General features: G+C 54.8%; 38 protein-coding genes and 2 pseudogenes. 7 read left to right on the top strand and 33 right to left on the bottom strand.

Annotated elements, in window-relative coordinates:
* Positions 1 to 487, bottom strand: a 487-nt coding sequence (locus AABZ39_17600) for an FAD:protein FMN transferase (GenBank protein MEK6796596.1), incomplete at its 3' end; no start/stop codon positions are given.
* 100 nt (positions 488 to 587) lie between these two features.
* On the opposite strand from AABZ39_17600, the gene AABZ39_17595 reads away from it, so the two are divergent.
* The 4 genes from AABZ39_17595 to serA all read left to right on the top strand — a co-directional run bounded on the left by AABZ39_17595 (position 588) and on the right by serA (position 4719).
* Positions 588 to 1334 (top strand): DUF4130 domain-containing protein, encoded by a 747-nt coding sequence (locus AABZ39_17595; GenBank protein MEK6796595.1) that lies wholly within the window; start codon positions 588 to 590, stop codon positions 1332 to 1334.
* 126 nt (positions 1335 to 1460) lie between these two features.
* Entirely contained in the window at positions 1461 to 1709 is a 249-nt protein-coding gene (locus tag AABZ39_17590; GenBank protein MEK6796594.1) for a hypothetical protein, read from the top strand.
* Between the two features lie 189 nt (positions 1710 to 1898).
* Positions 1899 to 3047 (top strand): alanine--glyoxylate aminotransferase family protein, encoded by a 1149-nt coding sequence (locus tag AABZ39_17585; GenBank protein ID MEK6796593.1) that lies wholly within the window; start codon positions 1899 to 1901, stop codon positions 3045 to 3047.
* 73 nt (positions 3048 to 3120) lie between these two features.
* A complete protein-coding gene (gene serA / locus AABZ39_17580; GenBank protein ID MEK6796592.1) occupies positions 3121 to 4719 on the top strand; it encodes a phosphoglycerate dehydrogenase in 1599 nt (532 codons plus the stop codon).
* A gap of 9 nt (positions 4720 to 4728) precedes the next feature.
* On the opposite strand, the gene AABZ39_17575 is transcribed toward serA, so the two are convergent.
* Both AABZ39_17575 and AABZ39_17570 read right to left on the bottom strand, forming a co-directional pair.
* Positions 4729 to 5487 carry an AraC family transcriptional regulator gene (locus AABZ39_17575; protein ID MEK6796591.1) on the bottom strand — a complete coding sequence of 253 codons (759 nt, stop codon included), beginning with the start codon at positions 5485 to 5487 and terminating at the stop codon, positions 4729 to 4731.
* Positions 5487 to 5786 carry a DUF503 domain-containing protein gene (locus tag AABZ39_17570; GenBank protein ID MEK6796590.1) on the bottom strand — a complete coding sequence of 100 codons (300 nt, stop codon included), beginning with the start codon at positions 5784 to 5786 and terminating at the stop codon, positions 5487 to 5489. The genes AABZ39_17575 and AABZ39_17570 overlap by 1 nt, the downstream gene beginning before the upstream one ends.
* Before the next feature lie 120 nt (positions 5787 to 5906).
* On the opposite strand from AABZ39_17570, the gene amrA reads away from it, so the two are divergent.
* The 3 genes from amrA (at position 5907) to AABZ39_17555 (ending at position 8605) form a co-directional block, all read left to right on the top strand.
* Positions 5907 to 6461: an AmmeMemoRadiSam system protein A gene (amrA, locus tag AABZ39_17565; protein ID MEK6796589.1), complete on the top strand. Its 555-nt coding sequence runs from the start codon at positions 5907 to 5909 to the stop codon at positions 6459 to 6461.
* Between the two features lie 76 nt (positions 6462 to 6537).
* Positions 6538 to 7614, top strand: a complete 1077-nt coding sequence (locus tag AABZ39_17560) for a hypothetical protein (GenBank protein ID MEK6796588.1) — start codon at positions 6538 to 6540, stop codon at positions 7612 to 7614.
* A 4-nt stretch (positions 7615 to 7618) separates the two neighbouring features.
* Entirely contained in the window at positions 7619 to 8605 is a 987-nt protein-coding gene (locus AABZ39_17555; GenBank protein MEK6796587.1) for a LacI family DNA-binding transcriptional regulator, read from the top strand.
* A 126-nt stretch (positions 8606 to 8731) separates the two neighbouring features.
* Here AABZ39_17555 and rho read toward each other — a convergent pair.
* From rho to rpsJ, 30 genes and pseudogenes are all read right to left on the bottom strand, one after another.
* Positions 8732 to 9976, bottom strand: a pseudogene (gene rho / locus AABZ39_17550) (transcription termination factor Rho).
* A gap of 494 nt (positions 9977 to 10470) precedes the next feature.
* The gene (gene rplQ, locus AABZ39_17545; protein ID MEK6796586.1) at positions 10471 to 10866 is read right to left on the bottom strand and encodes a 50S ribosomal protein L17; all 396 of its coding nucleotides are present in this window, start codon (positions 10864 to 10866) and stop codon (positions 10471 to 10473) included.
* 18 nt (positions 10867 to 10884) lie between these two features.
* Complete coding sequence (locus tag AABZ39_17540; GenBank protein ID MEK6796585.1) at positions 10885 to 11856, bottom strand: DNA-directed RNA polymerase subunit alpha; 972 nt, start codon at positions 11854 to 11856, stop codon at positions 10885 to 10887.
* Positions 11857 to 11883: 27 nt separating this feature from the next.
* Positions 11884 to 12510, bottom strand: a complete 627-nt coding sequence (gene rpsD, locus AABZ39_17535) for a 30S ribosomal protein S4 (protein MEK6796584.1) — start codon at positions 12508 to 12510, stop codon at positions 11884 to 11886.
* 17 nt (positions 12511 to 12527) lie between these two features.
* Positions 12528 to 12947 (bottom strand): 30S ribosomal protein S11, encoded by a 420-nt coding sequence (gene rpsK / locus AABZ39_17530; GenBank protein MEK6796583.1) that lies wholly within the window; start codon positions 12945 to 12947, stop codon positions 12528 to 12530.
* Positions 12948 to 12998: 51 nt separating this feature from the next.
* Positions 12999 to 13385, bottom strand: a complete 387-nt coding sequence (gene rpsM / locus AABZ39_17525) for a 30S ribosomal protein S13 (GenBank protein MEK6796582.1) — start codon at positions 13383 to 13385, stop codon at positions 12999 to 13001.
* A gap of 11 nt (positions 13386 to 13396) precedes the next feature.
* Positions 13397 to 13510, bottom strand: a complete 114-nt coding sequence (gene rpmJ, locus AABZ39_17520; GenBank protein ID MEK6796581.1) for a 50S ribosomal protein L36 — start codon at positions 13508 to 13510, stop codon at positions 13397 to 13399.
* A 10-nt stretch (positions 13511 to 13520) separates the two neighbouring features.
* Positions 13521 to 13739 carry a translation initiation factor IF-1 gene (gene infA, locus AABZ39_17515; GenBank protein ID MEK6796580.1) on the bottom strand — a complete coding sequence of 73 codons (219 nt, stop codon included), beginning with the start codon at positions 13737 to 13739 and terminating at the stop codon, positions 13521 to 13523.
* Between the two features lie 6 nt (positions 13740 to 13745).
* Entirely contained in the window at positions 13746 to 15068 is a 1323-nt protein-coding gene (gene secY, locus AABZ39_17510) for a preprotein translocase subunit SecY (GenBank protein ID MEK6796579.1), read from the bottom strand.
* Positions 15068 to 15574, bottom strand: coding sequence for a 50S ribosomal protein L15 (rplO, locus tag AABZ39_17505; GenBank protein ID MEK6796578.1), 507 nt, complete (start codon positions 15572 to 15574; stop codon positions 15068 to 15070). The genes secY and rplO overlap by 1 nt, the downstream gene beginning before the upstream one ends.
* A 4-nt stretch (positions 15575 to 15578) precedes the next feature.
* Positions 15579 to 15761 (bottom strand): 50S ribosomal protein L30, encoded by a 183-nt coding sequence (gene rpmD / locus AABZ39_17500; GenBank protein MEK6796577.1) that lies wholly within the window; start codon positions 15759 to 15761, stop codon positions 15579 to 15581.
* A 14-nt stretch (positions 15762 to 15775) separates the two neighbouring features.
* A complete protein-coding gene (gene rpsE / locus AABZ39_17495) occupies positions 15776 to 16330 on the bottom strand; it encodes a 30S ribosomal protein S5 (GenBank protein ID MEK6796576.1) in 555 nt (184 codons plus the stop codon).
* 23 nt (positions 16331 to 16353) lie between these two features.
* A complete protein-coding gene (gene rplR / locus AABZ39_17490) occupies positions 16354 to 16710 on the bottom strand; it encodes a 50S ribosomal protein L18 (GenBank protein ID MEK6796575.1) in 357 nt (118 codons plus the stop codon).
* Positions 16711 to 16726: 16 nt separating this feature from the next.
* Entirely contained in the window at positions 16727 to 17305 is a 579-nt protein-coding gene (gene rplF, locus AABZ39_17485) for a 50S ribosomal protein L6 (GenBank protein ID MEK6796574.1), read from the bottom strand.
* Positions 17306 to 17327: 22 nt separating this feature from the next.
* Entirely contained in the window at positions 17328 to 17732 is a 405-nt protein-coding gene (gene rpsH, locus AABZ39_17480) for a 30S ribosomal protein S8 (protein MEK6796573.1), read from the bottom strand.
* 9 nt (positions 17733 to 17741) lie between these two features.
* On the bottom strand, positions 17742 to 17927 hold the full coding sequence (locus AABZ39_17475; GenBank protein MEK6796572.1) for a type Z 30S ribosomal protein S14: 186 nt from the start codon (positions 17925 to 17927) through the stop codon (positions 17742 to 17744).
* Positions 17928 to 17938: 11 nt separating this feature from the next.
* Positions 17939 to 18478 (bottom strand): 50S ribosomal protein L5, encoded by a 540-nt coding sequence (gene rplE / locus AABZ39_17470; protein MEK6796571.1) that lies wholly within the window; start codon positions 18476 to 18478, stop codon positions 17939 to 17941.
* A 12-nt stretch (positions 18479 to 18490) separates the two neighbouring features.
* Positions 18491 to 18859: a 50S ribosomal protein L24 gene (gene rplX / locus AABZ39_17465; GenBank protein MEK6796570.1), complete on the bottom strand. Its 369-nt coding sequence runs from the start codon at positions 18857 to 18859 to the stop codon at positions 18491 to 18493.
* A 10-nt stretch (positions 18860 to 18869) separates the two neighbouring features.
* Positions 18870 to 19238, bottom strand: coding sequence for a 50S ribosomal protein L14 (gene rplN, locus AABZ39_17460; protein ID MEK6796569.1), 369 nt, complete (start codon positions 19236 to 19238; stop codon positions 18870 to 18872).
* Positions 19239 to 19394: 156 nt separating this feature from the next.
* A pseudogene (gene rpsQ / locus AABZ39_17455) lies at positions 19395 to 19646 on the bottom strand (30S ribosomal protein S17).
* Between the two features lie 10 nt (positions 19647 to 19656).
* On the bottom strand, positions 19657 to 19869 hold the full coding sequence (rpmC, locus tag AABZ39_17450; protein ID MEK6796568.1) for a 50S ribosomal protein L29: 213 nt from the start codon (positions 19867 to 19869) through the stop codon (positions 19657 to 19659).
* A gap of 4 nt (positions 19870 to 19873) precedes the next feature.
* A complete protein-coding gene (gene rplP / locus AABZ39_17445; protein ID MEK6796567.1) occupies positions 19874 to 20284 on the bottom strand; it encodes a 50S ribosomal protein L16 in 411 nt (136 codons plus the stop codon).
* Positions 20284 to 21024, bottom strand: a complete 741-nt coding sequence (gene rpsC, locus AABZ39_17440) for a 30S ribosomal protein S3 (GenBank protein MEK6796566.1) — start codon at positions 21022 to 21024, stop codon at positions 20284 to 20286. Before rpsC ends, rplP begins: the two co-directional genes overlap by 1 nt.
* 7 nt (positions 21025 to 21031) lie before the next feature.
* On the bottom strand, positions 21032 to 21514 hold the full coding sequence (locus tag AABZ39_17435; protein ID MEK6796565.1) for an uL22 family ribosomal protein: 483 nt from the start codon (positions 21512 to 21514) through the stop codon (positions 21032 to 21034).
* 5 nt (positions 21515 to 21519) lie between these two features.
* Positions 21520 to 21807, bottom strand: coding sequence for a 30S ribosomal protein S19 (gene rpsS, locus AABZ39_17430; GenBank protein ID MEK6796564.1), 288 nt, complete (start codon positions 21805 to 21807; stop codon positions 21520 to 21522).
* Positions 21808 to 22638, bottom strand: coding sequence for a 50S ribosomal protein L2 (rplB, locus tag AABZ39_17425; GenBank protein ID MEK6796563.1), 831 nt, complete (start codon positions 22636 to 22638; stop codon positions 21808 to 21810). It lies immediately after the preceding gene.
* A 10-nt stretch (positions 22639 to 22648) separates the two neighbouring features.
* Positions 22649 to 22948 carry a 50S ribosomal protein L23 gene (gene rplW, locus AABZ39_17420; protein ID MEK6796562.1) on the bottom strand — a complete coding sequence of 100 codons (300 nt, stop codon included), beginning with the start codon at positions 22946 to 22948 and terminating at the stop codon, positions 22649 to 22651.
* Positions 22949 to 22954: 6 nt separating this feature from the next.
* A complete protein-coding gene (gene rplD / locus AABZ39_17415; GenBank protein MEK6796561.1) occupies positions 22955 to 23614 on the bottom strand; it encodes a 50S ribosomal protein L4 in 660 nt (219 codons plus the stop codon).
* A 13-nt stretch (positions 23615 to 23627) separates the two neighbouring features.
* A complete protein-coding gene (gene rplC / locus AABZ39_17410; protein ID MEK6796560.1) occupies positions 23628 to 24269 on the bottom strand; it encodes a 50S ribosomal protein L3 in 642 nt (213 codons plus the stop codon).
* A gap of 43 nt (positions 24270 to 24312) precedes the next feature.
* Positions 24313 to 24621 (bottom strand): 30S ribosomal protein S10, encoded by a 309-nt coding sequence (gene rpsJ, locus AABZ39_17405; protein ID MEK6796559.1) that lies wholly within the window; start codon positions 24619 to 24621, stop codon positions 24313 to 24315.
* Positions 24622 to 24674 lie beyond the last annotated feature (53 nt).

Raw genomic sequence — 24674 nt, 5'->3', positions numbered from 1 at the left:
CGAAACCCCAGAGCATCATGACAGGGCGTATCGTGATGTCGTACTTCCCCCCGGTCTCCTTCGCGTAGAAAAGACCTTCCGACAAAAGACGCGCCATCTCATCAGAGAGCTGAATGCGCCTGCCGCCATTGAGGATGCGGTGATTAAGTTCCGACAGCTCGCTTTTCGGATCATACACGTTCACCACGGCATTGAGCCGGCGTATCTCGTTGGTCACTGACAGTATGAGCTTTTCGAATGATGCCTTATCCGTCTTTGCGGTCATTTCGATGAACGTACGCGCCTGCTTCAGGCGTACTGTGCGGTATCTGACGCCGAATATTGACCAAAGAATGACAAGGACGGCGGCGAACACAGCGATGACTGCTATCACCGGCATGTACCGTTTCAGCTGTGCCATCACCAGATTGAGCAACCCATCGTTTTTCTGTATCGAAGATGTCATGAGCGACAGTATATTCCCGACAGCGCATACCGTCAATACCACAGCGCGACATCTGCGATAGACATCAAGCGGCCGGCAACATTGATATTGCTATTTTTCCGAATGCCAATAAACTTCCCGGTACCGCAGGCAAGGACCCGTTATGATGATCGTACTCCCGCGCGACCCCGATTCCATACTCCATGCGGTCATGTTTGCACGCCTTGCGGATGCCGAACTATGGGACGATGCGGACGGACTCCCCCTCGCAGCCCCGGTCGTACTCGATGCAAAGGACATGCGGGCGGACGCCAAACGATATAAGTCCGCATACGGCGATTTTCACAAAAGCTGGTACGATACGCGCAAGCGCTCCGTCATGCATCGCCACTTGTTCTGGGCATCGCGTCACCATGCGCATGAGCGCGTGGGCATCATCGCCGAGACCGTCCGCGAAGCGTTCTCCCGCGGCATCGATGCGGTACTGCAGAAGTCGGCCGTTACGCATGCGCATTTCCTTGCATACTCGAATCAGGCCATGCGGGAGTGGCATCGTCTCCTCGGTTTCATACGGCTGTCAACACCGCGCCCCAATATGCTTTATGGGGAGATACAGACGGATTTCCATGTCGTCGACGCGATCCTCATTTTCCTGAGAAAGCGCTACCCGGGGAACACCATCGCTGTCAAGAACGGCACGCATATGCACTTTTCCGGGGCCCCGGAGCGCATCGATACGGTCGACATCAAGGGCACCCCGGAAAGTGAAATATCGCGCATTTTTGACGTATATTACGAATCTCAATACATCAAAGAACGCAAAAATTTAAGGCTTTTATCGCATTTTGTGCCGAAACGCTACTGGGAGTGGATTTCCGACGGCAGGAAAATAGCCCGCCATGCCGGTTAACAGAATTATCTAAACGGTAAAAAATTTGACAATAGGGGAATTCGTTATTATATTATAGCCTCTCTGATAAACCAAGAAAGTACACTTCTTGCGTTGACCGAAAAAAGACAAAGGAGATCGCTGTATATGGCAATGGCGAACCTGATCGACGGCTATCGAAAGGTCGAGGGCCGTTATCCCACGTACGAAGGATATCTCGTGTCCTTCAGCTGCAAAAAATGCCGCTACACGTGGGACATCGACGAATCGGACATCGAACGTTCCGAGCTCGATGAACTTTCTTTCATCGACGATCTCATCGAGAATTCCATCACGCACTGCCCCATCTGCGGGGCGGAGAGCATCAAGAGGAACAGCACGCTGCATCATAAGTAGCCGTCCTCACTGATCTTTGACAGTACGACCATACACCGTGAACGCTTACGGGTGCGAATAAAAGAGTAGTCCCGGCGTTCTGCTTACGGTTTCAGTCTTCGCCCGATTCTTCGAGTGCAAATAAAAAAGTAGCCTTGAAACGGATTCGAGCAATGGAGTGAACGCTATTAAACCGTAAGGAGTATGGTCATGTACAAGGAACATCTCGTCTCCCCCGGACCCACAGCGGTCCCATCCGACGCTTTGCTCGCAATGGCAAAGCCCATCTATCACCACCGCACCAAGCGATTCGATACGCTCTTCGCAGCGATGTCGGAAAAGTTGCGCACCGTGTTCGGCACATCGCGCGATGTTTTCACGCTCACTGCATCCGGTTCGGGGGCCATGGAAGCGGCCGTCGTCAATACGATAAACCCGGGCGATGCGGTCATCACCATCAACGGCGGAAAATTCGGCGAACGATGGACGAAGATCGCCAAACGCTACGGCGCCGTTGTCGATGAGATAGCGGTCGAATGGGGAAAGTCTATCGACCCCGCCGTCGTCGAAGCGAAGCTTAAAGCGGATAAGACGATCAAAGCCGTTTTCGTCCAATACTGCGAGACGTCTACCGGCGCCATGCACGATGTGAAAGCACTCGCAAAAGTGACCGCGCCTACTGACGCCATCCTCGTCGTCGACGCCATTACCGCGCTCGGTGTACACGAATGCCCGATGGACGAATGGGGGCTCGATATCGTTCTCACCGGTTCTCAGAAAGCGCTCATGATACCGCCGGGGCTCGCGCTCATCGCATTGTCGGACAAGGCATGGAAGCGCGTTGAAGCGAACAGAACGCCGGTGTTCTATTTCGATCTCAAGGCAGCAAAGAAGGAACTTGAGAAAAAGACGACCCCATGGACCCCGGCGCTTACGCTCGTTATCGGTCTTGATAAGGTCATCGATATGATGCTCGCGGAAGGACTTGCGAACGTATACGCGCGTCACGCGAACATCGCTGAGGCGACACGCAACGGCTGCAAGGCGCTCGGGCTCTCGGTGTTCCCCGTCAATCCCGCGAACGGTGTTACTGCGGTGCTCGCGCCGAAAGCCATCGGCGGCAAGAAGATAAAATCGCTCATGGAAGAAAAGTACAAAGTATCCATCGCCGGGTCACAGGACGTCGAAAAGGCTGACATCATACGTATCGGCCATATCGGCTACTATGACAAAAGCGATATCGTTGTGACTCTTTCATCGCTCGAATTCGCGCTCAAGGACCTCGGGCATGCGTTCAGTTTCGGAGCGTCGCTTGCGGCAGCGCAGGAAGTACTCTATAAGGGAACGCCGAAAGGCTGAAGACCGTACGTATCCCAAGCACGAAATCGGTGGCACGCGACCCCGTATAGCATGATAATAAGGAGAACACACCATGGCCAGGTATAAAGTATTCGCCGCAGACGGATTCTCAAAAGAGGGCATCGAGATACTCGAGAAAAGCGGCATTTTCGATGTCAAAGTCAATGCAAAAACACCGCGCGATGAACTTCTGAAAGAGATATCAGCGTTCGATGCGCTCATCGTACGAAGCGCATCAAAAGCGGACAAGGAAGTGATCGATGCAGGGAAGATCCTTAAGCTCATAGCCCGGGCCGGTGTAGGCCTCGATAATGTAGAGATCCCGGCGGCGACAGCGCGCGGCATCGTGGTCATGAACGCCCCAAGCGGCAACACCATATCGACGGCGGAACTCTCGTTCGCCATGCTCATGTCTCTTTCGCGCAATATACCGCAGGCGTATGCGAGCATGAAGCAGAAGGTGTGGGAGAAGAAGAAATTCGAAGGGATAGAGATGCACGGCAAGACGCTCGGTATCATCGGGCTCGGACGCATCGGACGCGAAGTGGCCAAACGCGCCATCGCGTTCGGGATGAATGTGCTCGGGCATGACCCGTATTTCCCCGAAGAGGGGGCGAAGACGCTCGGTGTAACGCTCGTGAAGCTCGAACGCATTTATAAGGAAAGCGATTATATCACCGTCCATACGCCGCTCTCACCGGAAACGGAGGACCTTGTCACGAAGAAAGAGATCGCTCTGATGAAACCGAACGTGCGTCTGGTGAACTGCGCACGCGGAGGCATCATCAACGAGAACGATCTTCGGGATGCGCTCGCGGAAAAACGTATTGCCGGCGCAGCGCTCGACGTGTTCATAACCGAACCGCCGAAGGAATTCATCTATGCCGACCTTGACAACTGCATAACCACGCCGCATCTCGGCGCATCCACCGAAGAGGCGCAGATATCGGTGGCGATAGAGACCGCGAACGCACTCGTAAGCTATTTCCGCGATAACGTTGCGCACAACTCGGTCAATTTCCCTGCTATTGACGCTCACATCTACAACGAAATGAAGAATTTCGTCGAGCTCGCATCGAAGATCGGCGCTTTCCTTGCACAGGTCGCACGAGCGAGCATTACCAAGGTGGAAGTGACCTACTCGGGGAGCATAACCGAAAAACCGACGAAGATACTTACCACAGCCGTGCTCAAGGGGCTCATCTCTTCCCTTATCGGCAGCGACAGCAGCGTGAATTTCGTGAATGCACCGGTCATCGCTCGCGAGCGCGGCATCAGCGTCGTCGAACGGAACATCACGAAGATAGGCGATTTCAGCGAGATCATCGCAGTGAAGATAACGACGGAAAGCGGAAAATCGGTAGAGATATGGGGCACCGTGTTCACCGACGGCAAACCGCGTATCGTACGGTACGATCAGTATCATATCGAGATGCAGCCGCAGGGGCATGTGCTCCTTGTCATCTGCAAGGACCGCTACGGCTTCGTCGGGCAGATAGGCACCATCATGGGCGATAAGAAGATCAACATCAACGACATGCGCCTGACCATCGAGGAATCGAGCAAGCGCGCGCTCAATGTGCTCGTGCTCGATACGAAACCCGGAAAGGAAGTGCTCGATAAAGTGCATGCGATGCCGGACATATACGAAGTGCATATGATATCGCTGTAAGGAACAGCCCTAATATCGTCCATGCTCCCGGGCGAGAACGCTCGGGGCAAGCCCGTATACCCTCTTGAACAGACGCGAGAAGCTCTTCTCATCGGAGAAGCCCGCCTCGCGTGAAGCGTCGCGTACCGAACGGCCGGTGCTGATGAGCCGCCGGGATTCTTCGAGACGGCGCCCGGCGATGTAGCGCATCGGCGTCGTGCCGGTCACCTTCTTGAACAGTGTCACGAAATAGTGGCGTTCAAGTCCGGCAGTGCCCGCAAGCTCGGCAAGCGAAAGCGGAGCTGACGGGGCCTTGTTGATGCGCTCAAGTACGCCGAGGATACGCGCATCCGCGATCGGCACGAGCGGTACGACGGACGACACGAGCGATAATATCTGTGCGACAACGAACTCTTCCATGACGCTGCTCCCCATACGTGCGGCATAGGTCTGATAGAGCCATTCGCCGAGTGCATTGAGCGGCTCACATGCCGCAAGATCGACATCGATGAGCGGATTGGCGATATCCGGCAGGAACGCCGCATAGAAGAACACCACCGAAAGCGGATCACGCGGGTCATGCGTAATGGAATATTTCGTGTTCGACGGGAAGATATAGAGATGTCGATGCATGAGCCTCTGTCGCGTTCCGTCATCGTACGTCGCATTGCCGCCGCGTATAAAATAGAGGCGATGCGTGAGCGCCCCCTCTTCATCGAGACGCCAATCGCTCCTGCATCCCGCAAGCCCGCGATTGAACACACGAACGGCTATCGCACGCGCGTCCATCACTCACCCCCGTGAAAGGTCATCATCTCGACATCCGTATCGGTGATGGTATTCGGATAGTCCTCCTCGAGCGCGTAGAAGCACTTGTCAACGGCTCCGCGAAGCACCTGTGCGTCGTTCCCTACCCCGGCAAGACCGATACGCGCACGCGTATGTTCGTCCATGAACTCAACCTCGGATGCGGCGAACGCATGTTCCCGGCGCAGCCGCTCAATGAGCGGGCGGACCACATGCCGCTTATCCTTGAGCGATGCCGCATGCGGAATGCGAACGGTGAACACTGCGAGCGCGACGACCATGAACGCAGATTACCGGAATATATCGAAATGTCAATTGTGTTCGGTTAGAACACTTACCTCGATTGAAAAAAATCAGTATGCTTGTACAATCAGCCGTATCAGGCGCCTGCGGAGGTATACATGCTTTCATCAAAATCGAAAATATTCCTGCTCTCTCTCGCCCGGCAGACGATCGCACAGCGATGCGCGGGCAGACCGGCTCCGCGGGCGGATAATGCGAATGCGGAGCTTGCTGTACAATGCGGCGTATTCGTCACGCTGCACGACACCGACGGCGAACTTCGCGGATGCATCGGCTATGTTGAAGGCGTAAAACCGCTCGCGCAGAGCGTCATCGATATGGCCCTGTCGGCGGCGTTCCGCGACCCGCGTTTCTCCCCGGTAACGGAACGCGAACTCAAGAACATCGTCATCGAGATAACCGTGCTTTCTCCGCTTACACCGATACAAAGCACTGATGCCGTGGTCGTAGGCAAGCACGGGCTTGTCGCAACGAAAGGGCATAATCGCGGACTTCTCCTCCCGCAGGTGCCCGTCGAACATCACTGGGACAGGGACACCTTCCTTTCACATACCTGCATGAAAGCAGGGCTTAAGCCGGATGAGTGGAGAAAAGGGGCCGTCCAATTCGAAGTATTCGAGGGTGAAGTGTTCAACGAGAAAGACCTGACGTAAAATAATTGTGTAAACACTTGACTTTTCATGGAATTGACCTATATTTGTACACGTGTACATCATATAGGAGTTAACCATGCAACTATCAACAAAACCGGACCTTGATGAGGCTGTTAAACGCTGGGAACACTACTGGGCCGGCGATGTATACAAACGCCCGCCGGTGGTGCTCAATGTGCGAAAACCGGGGAAAACGGCGGTCCCACCGAAAGGGCATCTCTACCACTTTGCCTGCACGAAGGACTATCGCGGATATCTTGATCATATCGATACCGTCATTGACAGCACCGATTATCTCGCGGAATCGATACCGATGTTCTCCCCCGACCACGGCCCCGATCAGTTCGCCGCGCTCTGCGGCGCGCGCCTGCAGTTCTCCGAGGGCAGCATGAACACGAACTGGGTCGAGCCCATGGTGGACGACTGGAGAACGTTCTTGCCGAACCTGCGCGTGAACACCGACAACGAGACTTGGAAAAGCCTCATGGAATTTTCACGGCAACTCCGCGAACACGGCAAAGGCCGTTATATCGTTTCGATGTGCGACCTCCATTCGAACGCGGACACGCTTTCGGCACTTCGCAATCCCGAGCGGCTGTGCATGGATTTCTACGATAGTCCCGAACGTATAACCGAGGCGATGCGCTCGGTCCGGAAGATGTATCCGCCGGTATACAATGCACTGTACGATGCAGGCGGCATGAAAGAGAACGGAACATCATGCTGGATACCGTTCTGGCATTCGGGCCGCTACGCGACCATTCAATGCGACTTCATCTGTATGGTATCTCCGGACACCGCAAATGAATACATCATCCCGGCGCTCGAAGAAGAGGCGAATTTCCTCGACCATAGCATCTATCACCTCGACGGCCCGCAGGCGCTCACGCATCTCGACAGCCTGCTCGCAATAAAAAAGCTCGATGCGATACAATGGGTGCCCGGCGACGGACAGGCGCCGCAGCATGAATGGATGGATGTGCTCAAGAAAGTGCAGAAAGCGGGCAAGGGGCTTCAGCTCTGGGGCAGCGTCGATGTGATAAAGAAATATCACAAAGAGCTCGATCCGAAAGGCGTAGTATACTGCCCGCACGGTGTCAGAGACAGGGCTGAAGCCGATGCTCTGCTCACCTGGCTGGAACAGAACACGTAACAACATGCCGACACGCGATCTCATCGCCAAAAAAGCGAAGGTAAGCTCGGCGACCGTATCCCGAGTGTACAATGACCCGGATTCCGTATCCCCCGAGAAACGTGAGCGCGTACTGGCCGCTGCGGCGAAATACGGCTATGTACCGGATAAACATGCAAGCGCGCTTCGCCGGAACGCAAGCGGTTCCATCATGTTCCTTGAGCGGCGTCCCCATGCATCATCACCCGACGAACGGTATTATCTCTGGCTCTATGCCGATGTCATCCGCGCCGTTCAGTCGGTCATCGATTCTTCGATGTTCAATCTCATGCTCCGCTCGTTCACGGACATCGGCGAGATAGATCATATCCGTGAAGAATGCGACGCCGTCATCTGCCACTCTCTCACCGACCGGGAAGCAGCGCACATGCACACGCTCGGCATGCCGTATGTCTGCTGCTACCGTAACATGGCGCACGACATCAATACGGTGTTCGTCGATGAATACGCCGGCGGAAAGCTCGCGGGAACGCGGTTCAGGGAACACGGGCTCACAAAACCGGCACATATCACCGGCGCGCTCGCACAGAACAATGTCTGCGCGCAGCGCTGGGAAGGATTCGCAAGCTGTTTCGAGCAGGAGCCCATGCTCATGAACGGAGCCCTCGGTATTGCCGGCGGCTACACCTCAGGAAAAGCAGTGGTCCGTTCGATCAAGGACGGCTCTGTCGATTCGATATTCATCGTGAACGATCTGACCGCGATAGGCGTCGTACATGCGCTCACCGAAAGCGGCATACGCATACCGGGGGATGTTTCGCTCATCGGTTATGATAATCTTCCGTTCACACAGACATTGCCCTTCTCGCTCGCCACCATCGATCTTTCGCTCAGCGAGGTGTACGCGGCCGCCGCGCGGTCGCTGCTTGCATCGATACGATCGCCCGGACCGATCCGGACCTCGATCACACCAGCGTATGTGGACGGGGCATCAGTGCGTCAGATGCATTGAAGATGGCTAACGAAAAAGCGGTCGCCGAGCGGAGCCAAGGCGCCGATCTTATTTTTCATGGACATGCTTTTCGCTCATTTCGACCCCGCTCAATGAGCGAAGATATCGTTATGGGTCAACCGCTCCTTACGAGTTCAGCAATCTCAGGAACGCGATATTATCTTTCGTCGAACGCATCTTCTCGATGATGAGGTCCATAACCTCGGATTCTTCCATGTTCTGGATGAATTTCCTTAACGCCCACATCTTCGTGTTCTCTTCCTCGGTGAGGATGAGCTCTTCGCGCCGTGTCGATGATGCATTGATGTCGATAGCGGGGAATATGCGTCTGTTGGCGAGCTTCCTCATAAGATGCAGTTCCATATTACCGGTGCCCTTGAATTCCTCGTAGATGAGCTCATCCATGCGCGAGCCGGTCTCAACGAGCGCGGTCGCGATGATAGTGAGAGAACCGCCCTGTTCTATATTGCGCGCCGCGCCGAAGAATTTCTTCGGTTTATGCAGCGCGTTCGAATCGACACCGCCGGAAAGGATCTTCCCGCTCGCGGGGACGACCTGATTGTACGCGCGCGCAAGACGGGTTATCGAATCGAGCATGATGACGACATCCTTGCCGTGCTCGACGAGGCGCCGCGCCTTTTCAATGACCATTTCCGCCACCTGCACGTGATGCTCCGCCTGTTCATCGAACGTCGAACTTATCACTTCCGCTTTGACAGAGCGTTTCATATCGGTCACTTCCTCGGGGCGCTCATCGATAAGCAGCACGATGACGACCACCTCGGGGTGATTATGCTCGATGGCATTCGTTATTTCCTGGAGTATCATCGTCTTACCGGCTTTCGGCGGCGATACGATAAGCCCGCGCTGCCCCTTCCCTATCGGCGATACGAGATTGATGATGCGCGTCGGTATCTTCCCGGGAGAGAACTCAAGATTGAGCCGCTCGTTGGGGAACGTCGGCGTCAGCGTGTCGAATTGGCGGCGGTTGAATATCTCATCGGTACGGTATCCGTTCACCGTATCGACGCGAAGGAGCGCAAAGAAACGCTCATTGTCCTTCGGCGGGCGCACCTGCCCGGTCACGGCATCACCCGTTCTCAGGCCGAAGAGGCGTATCTGCGACGGCGAGATATAGATATCATCCGGCCCGGGGAGATAATTAAAGATCGTCGATCGGAGAAATCCGTACCCGTCGGGCAGTACTTCGAGCGTACCATCGGCGAATATCGATCCGCCGCTCGCTATCTGTGCACGCAGAAGCGCATGCATGAGGTCCTGGCGGCGTATATTCCCCTCGATGGTAAGCCCATATCGGCGCCCGATGGCGATCAATTCATCCATCGCCATCGCTGACAGTTTGCTTATGAATATTTCCTTGTCGACCTCGCCGTCCGTCGTCCTGGTTATTTCGGTCGGCTGGTCCGACGGCGGCACGTCGCCTGTCGGCGGTACTTGCGGATCACCCTCCGCCCCGCCCATCGGCGGAACACGATATTTAATACGATCATCGCGCTCGCTGTTGTAATTGTAATTCCCATGGTCGTTCGGCCGGCCGCCGCGCTTCGGGCCGCGCCTCATGTTTCTTCGCTGTTCAGACACCGTGTATCTCCTCATCCGCATTGCCGGTGGGCACATGCTTTTTATTGTTCATTTGCTTTTTATTCATATTTTTTCGGACCGCTGAACGCTGCCCGCATGTCCAAATAGTGGACCTCTGCCCGGCTCTTGAAGCCGATGCACCGTAATCGCACACTCGATGGGTATTCGTGACACTTCCCTGACCGCCGCCCCGTCGTATCGGGATGGCAGACTAATAGTAGTATATCGTTCTAAAAAGTCAACCGTCGGCACTATCGTTGCTGCTAAGATGACTTCTTATCTCCCGCTGGCGCTGCCGCCGGCTTCTCATCGCAGAGCATCACATAGCACATCTCTGCAGCATCCCCGAACCGGCGATACGCGAGCACTTTCCTCGTATAGCCGCCGTTGCGTGTCATGAAGCGCGGAGCGATGACATCGATGAGCTTCTTCTGCGCGTTCTCCGCAGGGACATACTTCGAGATATCGCGCCGGACGTTGATGCCCTTCGTCTTCGCCTTGTGTATCACTTTGTCCGCTATCTTCTTCAGAACGCCGCCCTTCTCTTTCGTCGTGAACACTTTTTCCTTCATGATGAGCGAGGTGAGCATGTTGCGGAACATCGCAACACGCTGGCTCTTTCGCATGTCGAATTTTTTTATCGTATTTCTGTGCCGCATCGGCTTTCTCTCCCTGGTTTACCGCATACCGAACGTTGCGTTGTATTCGGCTAGCTTTTCCTTAATTTCCTGGATGATCATCTCATTGGAACCGGTCATACGCTCAAGGTCCCCCTCGCTCTTCATGGCAACGCGGTCAAGCGTCTTCAAGTCATTGGTCGCGAGGAAATTCGCCGTGCGTATCGAGAACTCAACTTCCTCGATGTGTACATCCCGTAAACGGTCAAGTGCGCTCTCTTCGGACGCACCGTCCGCCCCTGCGGCATCGTCCTTCGATTCCTCGATATGGAGGAATGCGAAGAGATTGTTTCGCAGTATCTTTGCGGCCCATGACACCGCCTTTTCGGGGGATATAGCGCCGTTCGTCTCGACCTCAAGGGTAAGTTTGCCGTAGTCGGTGCGCTGACCGACGCGGATGTCCTCGACCTCGAAGCGCACACGGCGTATCGGCGAATACATCGCATCGATCGTTATCGCACCTATTTCCTGCACAAGCTGTTCGTTCATCTCAGAAGGGACATAGCCATATCCTGCATCGATCTGCAGGTCGATGGAGAGTTTCGTACCTTGTGCGAGCGTTGCGATGACCAAGTCCTTGTTCATCACTTCTACGCCGCTGTCGGCAAGCGAGATATCGCCGGCCGTGAACGTACCCGGGCCTTCCTTCTTGATATGGACCGTCTTAGCATCGAGCCCGTCGGTCAGCCGTACGACGGCCTTCTTCAGGTTCAGTATGACGACGACCGTATCCTCTTTTACGCCCTTGATGTTCTCGAATTCATTGCTGACCCCGTCGATCTTTATCGCGGAAACGGCATATCCGGGTATCGATGAAAGAAGCACACGCCGAACGGCGTTGCCGACCGTCACCGCATAACCCTTTTCGAACGGCTGCGCAGTAAAGCGGCCGAACACCGGCGTTACCTCTTCGCGTTCGAACGTAACGCGATGGGGCTTTTTCGTTGATTCCAGTATGTCTTTGAGCGCCATAGGCTGTTTCCTCACATAAACTTGATATTACTTCGAATACAATTCGATGATGAGCTGTTCGGTCACCGGGAAATCGATATGCTCGCGGCGCGGGAACGCTATCACTTTCCCCTTCTGCGTCGCCGCATCGTACGACAGCCACGGAGAAAGATACTCGGTCTTCACGTTCTCTGCGAGCTCTTTCATGACTGGACGGTCCTTGCTCTTCGCATGATATTCGATCACATCATCGATGAGCACCTGACGCGAGGGGATGGATACCTTCTTTCCGTTTATCAGGATATGTCCGTGGGTGACGAATTGCCGCGCCTGTGCGCGTGACTTCGCGAGCCCGAGCCGGTAGACGACATTGTCAAGACGCATTTCGAGCATCTTAAGAAGGTCCTCGCCCGTAATACCTTTCCGGCGTGTCGCTTCCCGGTACATATTGCGGAACTGCCGCTCGAGCACGCCGTACACGCGTTTTACCTTCTGCTTCTCGCGAAGCTGAACGCCGAACTCGGAAAGCTGTTTCATCCGCCGGTTCTTCGGCCCCGGTATATCGCGTTTCTTCGTTATCGCACATCTCGCCGACAGGCATCGGTCGCCCTTCAGCATCAATTTTGTTTTTTCACGCCTGCAGAGCCTGCAGACGGAATGGGTAGTTCGTGCCATGGTCTCTCCTTACACTCCTATACACGCCGACGCTTGCGCGGTCGGCATCCATTATGCGGAAGCGGCGTAACGTCCTTTATTGCGAGCACTTTGAGGCCGCTCGCTTCAAGCGCGCGTATCGCGGACTCGCGGCCCATGCCCGGGCCCTTCACTCGCACGTCGACCTCGCGTACGCCGACATCGAACGCCTTGTGGCCGGCACGCTCGCTCGCCACCTGTGCCGCGAACGGTGTCGATTTCTTCGACCCCTTGAACCCGCAGGCACCCGACGATGACGACACGATGGCATTGCCCTTGCGGTCAGTCACCGTTACGATCGTATTGTTAAAGCTCGCATGGATATGGACATATCCGAACGATTCGATCTTCCTCGCTTTCTTCTTCCGGGCTATGGCGTCAGCCTCTTTCTTCGCAACGAGTTTCTGCGCCTCGGTCATGCCCTGTTGTTTATTGTCAGCCACGATACTGCTCCTTCTTGATACTCATAGTTAGCCTTTCGACGGGGCTTTCTTCTTGCCCGCGACCGTTCTGCGTCCGCCGCCTCGTGCCGTGCGGGAATTCGTACGGGTGCGCTGACCGCGGAGCGGCAGTTTTTTCTGATGCCGCGTGCCGCGATACGTCTTGATATCCTTAAGCCGCTTGATGTTCATCATCACTTCGGTGCGCAACTCGCCTTCCACCTTCGTGGTCGACTCGATGGCTTCCCTCAGTGCGGTGATCTGTTCGTCGGTAAGGTCCTTCGCCTTCATGCCGACCTCGACATTCGCCTTGCCGCAGATAACGTGCGCGAGCGAACGCCCTATCCCATAGATCGCCGTAAGCGCTATCTCGAGGCGCTTATTGGGCGGTAGATCGATGCCTGCTATACGTGCCATGTGCTTTCTCCTTACGCCTGCTTTTGTTTATGACGCGGGTTCTTGCAGATCACCCGGATCACACCGCGCCGGCGCACTATCTGGCACTGGCTGCAGCGTTTTTTGATCGAACTTCGAACCTTCATGCACAACTCCTTACTTGTACCGGTAGATGATGCGGCCCTTCGTGAGGTCATAGGGCGAAAGCTCCATCATCACCTTATCCCCGGGGAGGATCCTGATGAAATTCATCCTCATCTTCCCGGAAATATGCGCGAGTATCTTGTGACCATTGGCGAGCTTCACCCTGAAAGTCGCATTCGGAAGCGATTCCACCACTTCACCCTCGACTTCTATGGTCTCCTTTTCAGGCATACCGCGCTAGCTCCTGTATGTCTTGACTTTTTTCATGAACCCGTCATAGTTGTGCATCTGCAGCCGGGACTCGATCTGTTTCATCGTGTCCAGATCCACAGCTATGAGAATAAGCAGCGACGTTCCGCCCATGAGGTACGGAAGCGACTGCGGGGCGCTTGAAAAAAGCGGGACTTTCATTATGAGATCGGGGAATACGGCGATCATCGCGAGGAAGAACGAACCGGCGAACGTAAGCCGTGAAAGCACTCCCTGCAGATATTCCGCCGTCTGCGTGCCGGGGCGTATACCGGGAACAAAACCGCCCGAACGTTTGAGGTTCTCGGCGATATCGACCGGATTGAAAAGCACTGACGTGTACAGATAGGCGAAACCGATGACGAGAAGGAAATAGATGGCGATATAAGACCAGCTTCCATGCGCAAAGAACATCAGGATGCCGTTCAGCCACTTCGCATGCACAATGCTCGAAAGCTGCGCAGGCAGCATGATGATGGCAGAGGCGAATATAATGGGAATAACACCGGACGGATTGATCTTGAACGGGATATGCGTGTTCTGGGCGCCATAGACCCGATTCCCGATGACCCGTTTCGCATACTGTACCGGGATACGTCGCTGGCCGCTTTCCTCGAACACGACGAAGAAAATGACGACGGCGAATATGGCGAACATGAGCACCATGGCGAGAGCATTGAAATCGCCCGTCTGGACCTTTGCGACCGTTTCGACTATGGTCTGCGGTATGCGCGCCGCTATGCCTGCATAGATGATGAGCGAGGTGCCGTTCCCTATGCCGCGTTCGGTTATCTGCTCGCCGAGCCATACGAGAAAGAGCGTACCGGTCACCGATGTGATGACCACAAGAAGGAGGAAGCCGATGCCCGGGTTCTCAAAATAGACCATCCTCCCGCCTTCGATGCCCTTTATCCAATTCGCCAAAGCGAATGACTGGACGGCGCAGAACACGATGGTCATATAACGCGTATATTGATTGATCTTTTTTCGACCCTGTTCGCCCTCTTTCTGAAGGCGTTCTATCGCGGGTACCATCACCGTCAGGAGCTGCATAACGATGGACGCGGTGATATACGGCATTATGCCGAGCGCGAATATCGTGAACTTGAACAACGCACCGCCGGAAAACAGATCAAGAGTACCGAGCAGACCCGAGCCGTTCTTTTCGAAATATTCGAGCAGCGCCGCGGGGTCGATGCCCGGCGTCGGTATGTGCGCGCCGATACGGTACACGATGAGAGCGCCGAGCGTAAAGAAAACACGGCTTCTCAGTTCCGGTATCTTGAATATGTTGGTGATGGGGCTTGCCATCAGTTGACCGCCTTCTTCGCCTTCTTCACTTTTTCAGGCCGCGTACGCTGCCAAACCTTATGCTCGATAAGAACGACCTTGCCGCCGGCTTTCTCTATCTTTTCCCGTGCCGACTTGCTTACGGCATCAACGGTGACCGTTACCGCACGGGTTATCGCCCCGTCGCCGAGCACCTTGATGCGATTGCCGTCGCTCGCAATGAAACCGCCCGCCTTGAGCACTTCGCGATCGACCGTATCTTTCCCGATGGCATCGAGATCTGCCAACGAGATCTCATCGACCGTCTTCTGAAAACGTTTATTGTTAAAACCGAATTTCGGCAGCCGGCGCAGGAGCGGTATCTGACCGCCCTCAAAACCGCCTTTGCGTCGATATCCGCTGCGGGCCTGCGCGCCTTTGTTCCCCTGACCGGACGTTGCGCCCCAGCCGGAACCCGTGCCGCGGCCGACACGTTTCGTATCTTTTCTGCTCCCTTTCGGGGGTATCAATGCTTTCTTATTTTCCATAAGATCACTTTACCTCGCTTACACGCACGAGATGCGAGACGGTGTTTATCATGCCCTGCACCGCCGGCGACAGCTCTTTCTCGACAACACGCACATGCCGTTTGAACCCGAGCGCACGCACGGTGTCTTTCTGGGCCTGCAGGTGCCGCAACGTTGATTTCATCAGCTCTATCTTCACTTTTTTCATCATCTTCTCCCGTGTTAGGACACGGCCTCGGTCTTCTCAGCGATACCGTATATTTCTTCGACCGTCTTCCCGCGCTTCCTTGCGACCGATTCGGCGTTCACCAGATGGGTAAGCGCATTGAACGTCGCTTTCGCGCTGTTCACCGGGGTGGACGATCCGAGATTCTTCGACAGAATGTTCTTCACACCGGCGACCTCAAGAACGGCGCGTACTGCACCGCCCGCGATCACACCGGTACCTTTGCTTGCCGGCTTGAGGAGTACACGCGTGCTCCCGTGCCTTCCGATGATCTCATGCGGTACCGTACCGCCGCGGAGACATACATCGACCATCGACTTCCGCGCATGATCATTGGCCTTGCGTATCGCTTCGGGCACTTCCTTTGCCTTACCGAAACCGAGTCCCACTTTGCCCAGTCTGTTGCCGAGCACGATGAGCGCCGAAAAGCTGAAGCGGCGTCCGCCCTTGACGACTTTTGCAACGCGCTTCAACGCGATCACCTTTTCCTCGAATTCCTTCTTCTCTTCCTGACCGAATTCCTGGTCCCTATCACGATTGCGCTTGGCCACTCTGTACTCCTTACCCGACTACACTAGAACGCGAGGCCTGCCGCCCGGGCAGCATCGGCAAGCGCTTTGAGCTTGCCCTGATAACTGAACCCGCTGCGGTCAAACACTACTTTCACGATATTCTTCTGCTTCGCCCGCTCTCCGATGAGCTTCCCCACCGCTTCTGCGGACGCAACATTCTTCCCGCCCTTCATATCCTTCTCTATCGTCGAAGCGCTTACGAGCGTGATGCCTTTCGTATCGTCGATTATCTGCGCCGATATATACTTGAGACTTTTGCTCACGGCAAGACGGGGGCGTTCCGTAGTTCCGATCACACGTTTCCGTATGCGCATCTTCCTGCGCAGTTTCGATGCTTTCAATCGTTCAGACGCGTTCATTCCTTCTTCCTCCTCGTTACTTCGCGGCAGCCTTGCCTTCTTTCTTGCGCACATACTCGCCCAAGTAACGAATGCCTTTCCCTTTATAGGGCTCGACCGAGCGCTGCTTGCGTACATATGCTGAGAACTCGCCGACCTGGTCCTTGTCAGCCCCTTCGATCGTTATGATGACCTGGTTCTTATCGACACCGAGCTTTATGCCCTTCGGTATGCCAATGCGCACATCGTGCGAGTAACCCACCTTAAGCACAAGATTGGCGCCCTCAACACTCGCGCGGTACCCCACCCCTTCAAGGGTGAGCGTCTTCTTAAAACCGCCGGTCACGCCCGCTATCATGTTCTGGATGAGTTTCCAGGTGAGACCAAGCTTGGCGGAATAGTTCTTTTTTATCTCCCGCAGAAGCTTCTCTTTATCCGTTATCTGCAATGCCGGAGGCGTAACAGTGACCGATCCGTCATTCGACTGAATAACCACGTCGGATGAGAACGTCTTTACAAGCTCGCCGAGCTTTCCCTTTACCGTGACCGTGCTCCCGGAAACGGAAACCGTCACATCCTTGGGGACTGCAATAGGTCTTTTTGCGATTCTGCTCATACTATTTGTCCTTGCATATTCATCACCATACGTAACAAACGACCTCGCCGCCAACCTGCATGGCGCGAGCCTTCTTGTCGGTGATCATACCCTTTTGCGTCGAAATTATCGCTATACCAAGACCGTTCAATACACGCGGCATGGTTTCCACCGTCGTATACACGCGCAGCCCCGGTTTTGAGATCCGCTTTATCCCGTCGATAGCGCATTTCTGCGAATCGTCGTATTTGAGGACGATCTTTATCCGAGAGAACCGCCGGCCCTTTACCTCGACCTTGCGGACGTTCTCAACGAACCCTTCGTCCTTCAGTATCTTCATAACATTGAAGATCTTCCCGCTGAACGGCACCTCGACGGCGCTTTTCTTCGCCATCATGCCGTTTCGCACCATGGTCAGTGCATCACCGATCGTATCATGAACGCTCATCGTGCTCTCCTACCAGCTTGCCTTGGTGACACCGGGTATCATCCCGTTGCTCGCCAATCTTCGGAAACATAAACGGCACATATCGTAGTCGCGCAGGTATGCCCGCGGACGTCCGCAAATGGGACAGCGGTTGTGCTTCCGCGTTTTGTATTTCGGTTTTTTGAGCGCCTTTAAGCGCATCGCGAGACGTGCCATTCTTTTTTCTCCTACTTTTTCCTGAATGGAAGGCCGAGCCGTGTCAAAAGCTCGAGCGCTTCTTCATCCGTTTTCGCCGTCGTACCGATGGTGATGTTCATTCCCTTGATCATATCGGTCTTCTCATATGAGACTTCGGGGAATATGATATGTTCCTTGACGCCGAGATTGTAATTCCCCTGGCCGTCGAAGCCCCGGCGCGGTATTCCCTGAAAGTCCCGCACGCGCGGAAGCGCGATATAGATGAGACGCTCAAGAAAATCATACGCACGATCGCCGCGGAGCGTCACCATACAGCCGATGGGAAGTCCCTCGCGAAGTTTGAAATTCGATATGGCCTTCTTGGCGCGTGTCTTCATCACGCGCTGGCCGGCGATAAGGCTCAACTCTTCGGCAGCGGTATCGACGAATTTCTTATCCTCGATAGCCTTGCTGACGCCGATGTTGAGCACGACCTTGGTCACGCGGGGCACCGCCATGATCGACGTGTACTTCATCGCCTCCTGCATCTCGGAGCGCACTTTCTTGTGATACAATTCCTTCAAACGCATACTCGTTCCTTACTACTTATCGATAAGCTCACCGGACGACCGCTCGAAGCGCTTGGCAGCGCCGTCGACGATCTTTCTCCCGATGCGTGTAGCTTTACCCGTCTTTGCCGATACGATCATGACCTTCGCGATATGCATCGGCGCCTCGCGCTCGATGATCCCGCCCTTCTGGTGCTCACGGCTCTTCTGCACCGTCTTCTTCATGAGATTAACGCCCTTCACCGTCACCCGTCCGAGCGCGCGATCAACGGAGATGACCTCCCCGCGCTTACCCTTATACGTTCCGCTGATGACCTCGACCGTGTCACCCTTGCGGATCTTGAACTTCACAGAACGATTGGCTTCGATAATGGCCTTTTTTGCATTATATGTCTTCGGCATCCCGCTCTCCCTAGAGGACTTCCGGCGCAAGCGATACTATCTTCATGAAACCGCAGTCGCGAAGCTCGCGTGCTACGGGTCCGAAGATGCGCTTGCCGCGCGGTTCCAGTTTATCATCGATAACAACAGCGGCATTATCGTCGAACCGGATGTACGATCCGTCCTTCCGCTTTATCTCTTTCTTCGTCCGGACGATCACCGCTTTCACGATGCCGCCTTTCTCGAACGCCGATGTCGGTATGATGTCCTTGATCGAGCAGACGATCACATCGCCGACCGAGGCATAACGCCTTCGCGTACCGCCGAGGACCTTGATGCATTTAAGCCGTTTAATACCGGTATTGTCCGCGACGGAAAGCCGGCTCATTAATTGTATCATACGTGTTTCCTTCCCCGCGCCTTATGCCTGCGTTCCGGAGGCATCTGCTTCTGCTTTCACGGGCGCCTCGGCAGCCGCCGGCTTCTGCGGGACCTTCTTCTCAACTTTCATGGCCTTCTCAACATCGGCCTCAAGTCCTGTATCGACAACAATACCGTCGGCCTTCTTCACTATCGATTGAAGCCGGAAGTGTTTTTCTCGGCTCAACGGACGGCATTCGATTATTTCAACTTCGTCCCCGACCGTGCACTCGTTCTTCTCATCATGCACCTTGTACTTCTTCGATGACACGATACGTTTCCGATAGAACGGATGCACCTTATGCCCCACGACCTTCACGACCGCGGTCTTCTTCATCTTTGTGCCGACCACCGTTCCGATGAGGACTTTTTTCTTCGTCTCAGTCACGATACACCTCTTATTGCTTCGCAAGCGAATGCTTGCGCATCATTGTTTTTATTCTTGCCACATCACGACGCGCCGCTTTGATGAGATGCGTCTGCGTCAACTCGCCGGTGACCTTCGTGAACCGCCGCTTCTGATGCTCCGCCTCTGTCTCCGCAAGCTTCGCCTTAAGCTGCTCGGGATTCATGTCGCTGAACGATGTTTTTGTCTTATCTTTCTTCGCCATACACTTACCCTTCGCGCTTCACGAATTTCGTTATCACCGGAAGCTTGAACCTCGCAAGCCTGAACGCCTCACGCGCTGTCGCTTCGTCAACTCCGGCCATTTCGAACAACATTCTGCCCGGCTTAACAACGGCCACCCAGAATTCCGGGTTCCCTTTGCCTTTCCCCATCCGCGTTTCAGCGGGCTTTTTCGTGTACGGCTTGTCCGGGAATATGCGTATCCAGAGCTTACCGACACGCTTCATATAGCGCATAATGGCGACACGCGCCGCCTCAATCTGCTTGTCCTTCACCCAGCACGGTTCTGTCGAGATGAGACCATAATCACCGAACGCAAAATCGCTCCCGCGCTTGGCCATTCCTTTCATCCGGCCGCGATGATGTTTTCTGAACTTGGAACGAGCCGGGGCAAACATTATGAAACTCCTTTGCTCGTGACTACCTTGCCGGCGTCATCCTGCAATTTTTTCTCTTTTTTATCGAGTATCTCGCCTTTATAGATCCACGTCTTTACGCCGATCAATCCATATGTCGTAAGCGCTTCAGCCGTACCATAATCGATGTCCGCACGGAGCGTATGGAGCGGCACAAGACCTTCCTTGTACTTTTCCGTCCGTGCAATGTCGGCCCCGCCGAGACGGCCGGCGCAGACGATCTTTATGCCCTTGGCGCCGCTTCTCATGGCCTGAGAGACCGCCTGCTTCATGGCACGTCGGAACGAGGCACGCATCTCAAGCTGTCGCGCGATAGACTGCGCTACGATAGCAGCGTCGATATCCGGCTGCTTTATTTCCTTTATGGATACCTGCAGCGGCATCGCCGTTAATTTCTGCAGTACGCCCTTGAGCACCTCAACACGCGCACCCTTGGGGCCGATGACGACACCGGGTCGTGCGGAGATAATGAACACGTTGATGCGGTCCGAGAACCGCACGATCTCGATATTCGATATCGCCGGGTCATAATGCTCGCGCTTGCCGCCGCCCGATTTCTTCTGCTCATCTTTGAGCGTCTTCGAATAGAACGTACCGACCGCGCTGCGGATGCGGATATCTTCATGCAGGTGCTTCGTATAATTCCTGCTGTCGAACCACTTCGACGGCCACGTGCGGTTGACGCCCAGCCGAAGCGATATTGGATTGACCTTCTGTCCCATTATTCGATCACTCCTTTTTCGCCGTTTTCGGCGCGGCCTGTTTTACCGGCACCGCCGTTTTTTCCGGCGATGTCGGCTTAGCAGATGCTGCCGCTTCTTTCACCGGTGCCGCGATGATACCCATGCCTTTTTTCTTCCGGATCTTTTCCGGCTTCAGATCGCTCGTCAGCGTGAGCGAAACGTGCGAATACATCTTCGTTATCGAACCGGCGCTCCCGCGCGGCATGGGCTGCGAACGTTTGAGGCGCGTACCCATATCGACTCGAGCCTCTTTTACCCAAAGCGTATCGGGGTTGAGATTGCGGTTCGTGAAAAGAGCATTCGCCATGCCGCTCTTTATCGCCTTTGACAAGGTGTGCGAGCTTTTCTGCGGCAATGTCCGGAGATTCGCAAGCGCACGCTGCACATACTGACCTTTCACGAACGGCAGAAGACGCGCTATTTTATTCCGTCCTATACGGACGTGACGAACGTATACTTTGAAATCCATGATCGCTATCCTGCCTTCTCGGTCTCGGCCTTCGATACGCCGCCGTGCACACGGAACATCCGTGTCGGTGCGAATTCACCGAGTTTGTGGCCGATCATATTTTCCTGGACATAGACCGGGATGAACGTCTTGCCGTTGTGCACATTGATGGTCATTCCCACCATTTCCGGGATAATGGTCGACGCACGCGAGTACGTCTTAATGGCATGTTTGTTGCCGCCCTGTACGGCCAACTGAACCTTCTTGAACAGGTTCTTGTCGACGAACGGCCCTTTTTTGATCGAGCGTGACACTTATTTGCCTCCGCGTTTGACGATGAGTCTATTCGAATATTTTCTTTTCTTACGCGTCTTAAAACCTTTGGTAAGCTTGCCCCAGGGAGAGACCGGATGCGGATTGCCCTGGCCGGATTTCCCCTCGCCGCCTCCATGCGGATGGTCGACGGGGTTCATGACGACGCCGCGCACCTTCGGCCTTCTGCCGAGCCAGCGCATACGGCCTGCCTTGCCTATCGTGACGTTAAAGTGGTCTGCATTACCGAGCTGCCCGACCGTCGCATAGCAGCGAACAAGCACCTTGCGCTCTTCGCCTGAACGAAGCCGTACGATGCAATACTCGCCTTCTTTCGCGGTTATCTGAGCGCCGCCGCCTGCCGCACGCACCAGCTGCGCGCCCTGACCGGGATGTATCTCTATATTGTGGATGATGGTACCGAGGGGTATCTTCGACAACGGGAGCGCATTGCCCACCGCTATCTTCGCATTCTCTCCCGACATCACACGGTCACCGGCCTTAAGGCCTTCGGGCCAGAGAATATAGCGCTTGTCGCCATCGGGATAATGCAGGAGCGCAATGCGTGCCGTACGATTGGGATCGTACTCAACGCTCACCACCTTGGCATCGACATTGCGTTTATCGCGCTTGAAATCGATCTCGCGGAACAGTTTCTTGTGTCCGCCGCCGCGCCGCCGTACCGCGATGCGTCCGAGGGAACTGCGTCCCGAGATGCGTTTCTTGCCGCGCGTGAGTTTTTTACACGGCGTGTCCGACGTTATCTCATCGAATCCCGTTACCGTCCGGTAGCGGAGCGTCGGGGTGAGTGGTCTGAAACTTTTTATGCCCACGGCTGTATCCTTATTTCAACGCTTCGATTTTTTCGCCCTTACCGAGCGAGATGATAGCCTTCTTCCACAGCTGCGTATACCCGCCCGCGCTCATGCGGCGGTTCTTCTTACGCGGCTTCACATTGATGATGCTGCAGGAGGTCGGCTTTACATTATACAGAGTGCTTATCGCCTTCATTATCTCCGTCTTGTTCGCATCCTGGCGCACACGGAACGTATACTGTCGCTTGTCGTTCTTGCCTTCCTTGAGCTGATTGCTTTTCTCGGTCAGCATGGGCGTGAGTATTGCGGTGAATTTATTCTGTTCCATGATCCCTTACCCGGCCTTCGCGATACTTTTCACACGATCGCTCAATTTTGTCATCGCCGACTTCGTGACGATTATCTCATCGGCGTAGAAAAGCGGATGTATCGCCAGCGCGTCGGCGTTCAAAAGCTCAAGCTTTCCGATATTGCGCACCGAAAGGAGCAGGTTCCGATATATCTTATCATCACCGGTCTTCCCCGCGATGAAGGCCACCGATTTCGAGCCTTCCTTCCTCACCTTCTTGATGAACGTCGCCATCCGCTTCGTCTGCGGCTTATCAATAGCAAGGTCCTCAACGACGGTGAGATTATTCTCGCCATGTTTGAGCGAGAATACTGAAAGGAGCGCCAAGCGCTTGATCTGTTTCGGGAGCGTATAGTGATAGTCGCGCGGGCGTATCGCGTGAACATGCCCGCCGCCCACCCATACCGGTGAACGTGTCGAACCGGCGCGTGCACGGCCCGTGCCTTTCTGACGGAACGGCTTGCGCCCGCCGCCGGAAACCTCATCGCGGGACTTCGTCTTGCTCGTCCCGTGACGGCGATTGGCCAGTTCGTTCTTTATCGCTTCATAGAGCGCGTTCTTGTTCACTTCGGTCTTTACGAGCGAATCCGCGACGTCGATGGTCGACGCTTTCGATCCTTGTTCATTTATTACCGTAAGCTGCATACCATTCTCCCGATCACGCCGTCGCTTTCTTCTGCTTCACCGATGAGGTGAGCTTTACTATCGAATTCCGCGCACCCGGCACGGCCCCGCGGACTATTATCAGATTGTCTTCCGTACGTATCTCCATGACCTTGAGGTTCTGTATCGTTACCACGGTACTTCCCATATGGCCGGGCAGTGCCTTGTTCTTGAACACGCGACCCGGATAGGAACGCTGCCCGATAGAACCGACATGCCGGTGGAAATTCGATCCATGGCTGCCCGGTCCGCCGCGCATGCCGTGGCGCCGAATGACGCCCTGAAAACCCTTACCCTTGGTAACGGCGGTCACATCGACAAAATCGCCTTTATTGAAAAGGCCGACCGTCAATTCCTGCCCGACGGTGTACTGGCTTACATCCTCAAGGCGGAATTCCTTGAGGAATCGCTGGGGTTTCACATTGCGCTTCTTGAAGTGGCCGATCTCCGGCTTCTTCAGATGTTTCTCTTTGACATCACCGTAGCCGACCTGCAACGCTTTGTAGCCGTCGGTGGTGACGTCCTTTATCTGGGTGACAAGACACGGTCCCATTTCCAGCACGGTTGCCGGTACGGCCGTACCATCTTCAACGAAAATGGTCGTCATGCCCAATTTTTTTCCTATCAAGCCTATCATAGGCGTATCCTCGAACCGAAATTTGTTCGCCGAAGCGAGCACGTTACTGCTTCACTTCAACATCGACACCGGCCGGTAATTCCAGCCGCTTCAGCGATTCCATCGTCTGCGATGTAACGTTGAAGATATCGATCAGCCTCTTGTGAATGCGCATCTCGAACTGCTCCCGCGACCTGATGTTCACGTGCGGGGAGCGCAGTACGGTAACGCGCCGTATGCTCGTGGGAAGGGGTATCGGCCCCGACACGCGCGCACCGGTCTTCTTCACGTTCACCGTGATCGATTGCGCCGACTGATCGATGAGCTCGACGTCGAACGACTTCAGTTTTACTCGTATGCGTTGTGCGTTCATCTCTCGTTCTTATCCTTGGACTTTCGTATCTATGAAAGCGCCGCGGCTTACAC

This window comes from Spirochaetota bacterium (assembly GCA_038043445.1).
Classification (GTDB): Bacteria; Spirochaetota; Brachyspiria; order Brachyspirales; family JACRPF01; genus JBBTBY01.
Note: the sequence above shows the minus strand (reverse complement) of the source record. Positions and strands in the feature narration are given on the sequence as shown.